Genomic DNA, 3684 nt, shown 5'->3' on the forward strand with positions numbered 1-3684 from the left:
CGGCGCCCTGGTCCTCTACGTGGAGCGGGGCGGCCGCACGCTGCTCACGTGGACCGACGACCCCGACCTGCTCGCGCCGGCCGCCGAGGCACTCTCCACCACCGTGCGCCGGGGCAGCCTCGGCCAGCTGACGGTCGAGAAGGCAGACGGCACCGCCCTCCTCGGCAGCGGCAGTCCGCTGCGCGACGCACTCGCGGCCGCGGGGTTCATCGCCACGCCGAGGGGGCTCCGCATCCGTGCCTGAGGGCGACGCAGTCCGTCGTACGGCCGACCGCCTGGACCGGGCGCTTGCCGGCCAGACCCTCCAGCAGTCCGACTTCCGGGTGCCCCAGCTCGCCACCACGGATCTGGCGGGCGCGAGGGTCGGGCGCACCGCCACCCACGGCAAGCACCTGCTCACCCGGCTCGCCACGACCAGCGGCGCGCGGCTGACCCTGCACACCCACCTCAAGATGGAGGGCAGCTGGCAGGTCGCCCGCATGGGTAGCCGCTGGCCCAAGCCCGCCGTGGACGCGCGCGTGGTGCTGCGTACGGCGCACCAGGTCGAGGCCGTCGGCTTCCTGCTCGGTGTCGTCGAGCTGGTCGCGACCGCCGACGAGGCAGAGATCATCGGCCACCTCGGCCCCGACCTGCTCGGAGCCTGGACCCCGGAGCACCAGGCGATCGCAGTCAAACGCCTCACCGCCGTACCGGAACGAACCCTCGGCGAGGCCCTGCTCGACCAGACCGTGGTCGCCGGACTCGGGACGATCTGGGTGTCCGAGTCCTGCTTCGTGCACGGCATCTCCCCCGTCGCCCCGACGGGCGACCTCCGCGACCCGGCGCGCTTCCTGGCCCGTGCCCGCCAGATGATGCAGGCCAGCCTGCAGCACGGCAAGCCGATCACGACCGGCGATCGACGCGAGCCGCTGTGGGTCTACGGGCACACCCGCCAGCCGTGCCGCCGGTGCAGCACGCCGCTGGTGGCCGGGACCGTCGGCCCGCCCGGGCGGGTGCGGACGACCTACTGGTGTCCGACCTGCCAGCCGTCGCCGGCCACGTGACCGTGATCTCTGCACGGCCGGGAACGCTCCCGCACCACCCGTCCGTTGAACGTGACATGCACAGCCATTTCAACGGGCTCAAGACCGCCGGACTCTTCGCAGGCATCTTCGCCCTGCTCCTCGTCATCGGCGGCCTGGTCGCCTCGGCCACCGGCAGTTCCCTGTTCATCTGGATCTTCGCGGCGATCGGCCTGGCCACCACGGCCTACGGCTACTGGAACTCCGACAAGCTCGCCATCCGCGCCATGCACGCCTACCCGGTCTCCGAGCAGCAGGCGCCCGCGATGTACCGGATCGTCCGGGAGCTCTCCACGGCTGCCAACCAGCCGATGCCGGCCCTCTACGTCTCCCCCACTCAGGCGCCGAACGCGTTCGCCACGGGCCGCAACCCGGAGCACGCCGCCGTGTGCTGCACCGACGGCATCCTGGCCCTGCTCGACGAGCGCGAGCTGCGCGGCGTTCTGGGCCACGAGCTGATGCACGTCTACAACCGCGACATCCTCACCGGCTCGGTCGCCGCGGCCCTCGCCGGCGTGATCAGCTCGGTCGGCCAGTTCCTGGCGTTCTCGTCCCTCTTCGGCGGTGGCGGCAACGGCGAGGACCGCCCGAACCCGCTGGTGATGATCGCGACCGCGCTGCTCGCACCCTTCGCGGCCGGCATCATCCAGATGGCGATCAGCCGGACCCGCGAGTACGACGCCGACGAGGACGGCGCCCGCCTCACCGGCGACCCGCTCGCCCTGGCGTCCGCGCTGCGCAAGCTCGAGCACGGCACCGCCCGCGCGCCACTGGCCCCGACGCCGCAGCTGCAGAACGCCAGTCACATGATGATCGCGAACCCGTTCCGCGCCGCCGACGTGTCGCGGATGTTCGCCACCCACCCGCCGATGGCGGAGCGGATCGCACGCCTCGAAGCGATGGCGCGCTGAGCGACCTACGCCGCGGAGGCCACGACCTCGCCCGCACGACGCGGAGCGATCGGGGTGGGAGCCATCGCCAGCAGCGCGGCTTCCTCGACGGCGACGTGGTGGGCAACCTCGCGGAGCACGTCGGACAGCGGCATCTCGAGCGCGTCGCACAGCGACGAGAGCAGCTCGGACGAGGCTTCCTTCTGCCCGCGCTCGATCTCGGAGATGTAGCCCAGGCTGACCCGCGCGGAGCCCGAGACCTCCCGGAGGGTCAGACCGAGCTCGGTGCGGCGACTGCGCAGGATGTCACCGAGCGAGCGGCGGAAGAGCACCATCTCGATCTCCTCTCATGGGTGGTTGTGCGGGGGACTCTGGCTCAACGCTACCCGAGCCGAGAATCTTCCGGCGCTGGACCGGTCGATGAGATCATCGCAGCCAGTACCGACAGGGCGGCGCCGACGCTCGCATCCTGAATCGCCGACCGGTCCCCCTCGAGGGACAGCGCCTCGGCGTGCACGCCCTCCGGGCCGGCGACGCCGACGAAGACCGTGCCCACGGGCTTGCCCTCCTGGCGGTCGGGACCGGCCACGCCCGTGGTGCTGACGCCGTACGTCGTCCCGAGGAGACGTCGCACCCCGTCGGCCATCTCCCGCGCGCACTCGGCCGAGACGACACCGTGCTCGGCGACGGTCTCCTCGGGGACGCCGAGCACGTTGATCTTGACCGGGGTCTGGTAGCTGACCACGCCGCCGGCGTACACGACCGATGATCCGGGGACGTTCGTGATCCGTGCCGCGAGCTGGCCACCCGTCAGTGACTCGGCGGTCCCGACGGTGGCGTTCGCGTCACGCAGTGCGGCGACGAGCAGGTCAGCGGTTGATCCCATGCCCCGAATCGTGGCATGCCGCTCCGACGTCCCGGCACGAGCGCGCCGGGACGTCGGAACCAGCGACTATCGACGGACGACCGAGAACGAGGTGTAGTCGGTCTGCGGGGCGAGCGACGCGTTGCCCAGGTAGCGCATCCGGACCGACTTCAGGCCCGTCGAACGCATCACGGGGAACCGGATGTCCACCCGACCGCCCACCAGCGTGCGGGTGATGGTCGTGCGCCCGATCCTGACCTCGACCGTGCCGGTGGCCGGAATGCGGTCGGCGTTGCGTGGCACCACGATCACCGTCACCCGGGTCTTGTTGACCACGACCCGCAACGGGGTGGTCCGGCTGAGGAGCTGGACCTTTCCCTTGACCACGACAGCGGTCTGCGCCGAGACAGCGAGCGCATCGGTGTAGGCGGGCCGTTGGGCGGTCACCCGCACCGAGATCCGCTTGCCTGCCTGCGGGCCCTTGAGGGTCAGCGTGGTGCCCGTCGCACCCGCGATCGGCGTGCCGTTCGCGAGCCACTGATAGGCCACCGATGCAGGCGTCGGCGACCAGGTGCCGGCGGTCGCGGTCAGCTTGCTGCCGACCCTTGCCGTGCCCGTCACCGTCGGCAGCGCCGTGTTGACGATGGTGCCCGCCGCCACCGCCGCCGTCGGCGCGGACGTCGCCACCCCGTCGAGCGAACCCTCGGCGGACGCCGTCACCTCGAGCGTGACCACCTTGCCCAGGTCGGCCACGACCGGCGTGTACGTCGACGTGGTCGCGCCGTTGACCTCGACTCCCCCGACGATCCACTGGTAGGCCAGCTCCACATCGGCCGGCGTCCAGGTGCCCGGCGTGCTGCCGAGCGGC

At 71.8% G+C, this 3684-nt stretch carries 6 protein-coding genes; 3 read left to right on the forward strand and 3 right to left on the reverse strand.

What is annotated here, in order from left to right:
- From ACOADB_RS06795 to htpX, 3 genes are all read left to right on the forward strand, one after another.
- Positions 1-244: hypothetical protein (locus ACOADB_RS06795; protein ID WP_378597198.1), on the forward strand; the 244-nt coding region annotated here is incomplete at its 5' end.
- Positions 237-1043, forward strand: coding sequence for a DNA-formamidopyrimidine glycosylase family protein (locus tag ACOADB_RS06800; RefSeq protein ID WP_378597199.1), 807 nt, complete (start codon positions 237-239; stop codon positions 1041-1043). The genes ACOADB_RS06795 and ACOADB_RS06800, both read left to right, overlap by 8 nt.
- Positions 1010-1972: a zinc metalloprotease HtpX gene (gene htpX, locus ACOADB_RS06805; RefSeq protein ID WP_378597200.1), complete on the forward strand. Its 963-nt coding sequence runs from the start codon at positions 1010-1012 to the stop codon at positions 1970-1972. The genes ACOADB_RS06800 and htpX overlap by 34 nt, the downstream gene beginning before the upstream one ends.
- 5 nt (positions 1973-1977) lie before the next feature.
- Here the strand turns inward: htpX and ACOADB_RS06810 are convergent, their stop codons facing one another.
- The 3 genes from ACOADB_RS06810 to ACOADB_RS06820 form a co-directional block, all read right to left on the reverse strand.
- A complete protein-coding gene (locus tag ACOADB_RS06810) occupies positions 1978-2286 on the reverse strand; it encodes a helix-turn-helix domain-containing protein (protein WP_378597201.1) in 309 nt (102 codons plus the stop codon).
- Between the two features lie 47 nt (positions 2287-2333).
- On the reverse strand, positions 2334-2837 hold the full coding sequence (locus tag ACOADB_RS06815; protein ID WP_378597202.1) for a CinA family protein: 504 nt from the start codon (positions 2835-2837) through the stop codon (positions 2334-2336).
- A 66-nt stretch (positions 2838-2903) separates the two neighbouring features.
- Positions 2904-3684, reverse strand: a 781-nt coding sequence (locus tag ACOADB_RS06820; protein WP_378597203.1) for a hypothetical protein, incomplete at its 5' end; no start/stop codon positions are given.

Origin of the sequence: Nocardioides sp. CPCC 206348 (assembly GCF_048654705.1) — a bacterium.
Classification (GTDB): domain Bacteria; phylum Actinomycetota; class Actinomycetes; order Propionibacteriales; family Nocardioidaceae; genus Nocardioides.

Bases quoted from the DNA above. Each gene is read 5' to 3' on its own strand.
- ACOADB_RS06815 (WP_378597202.1), bottom strand. From the start codon at position 2,837: ATGGGATCAACCGCTGACCTGCTCGTCGCCGCACTGCGTGACGCGAAC.
- ACOADB_RS06810 (WP_378597201.1), bottom strand. From the start codon at position 2,286: ATGGTGCTCTTCCGCCGCTCGCTCGGTGACATCCTGCGCAGTCGCCGC.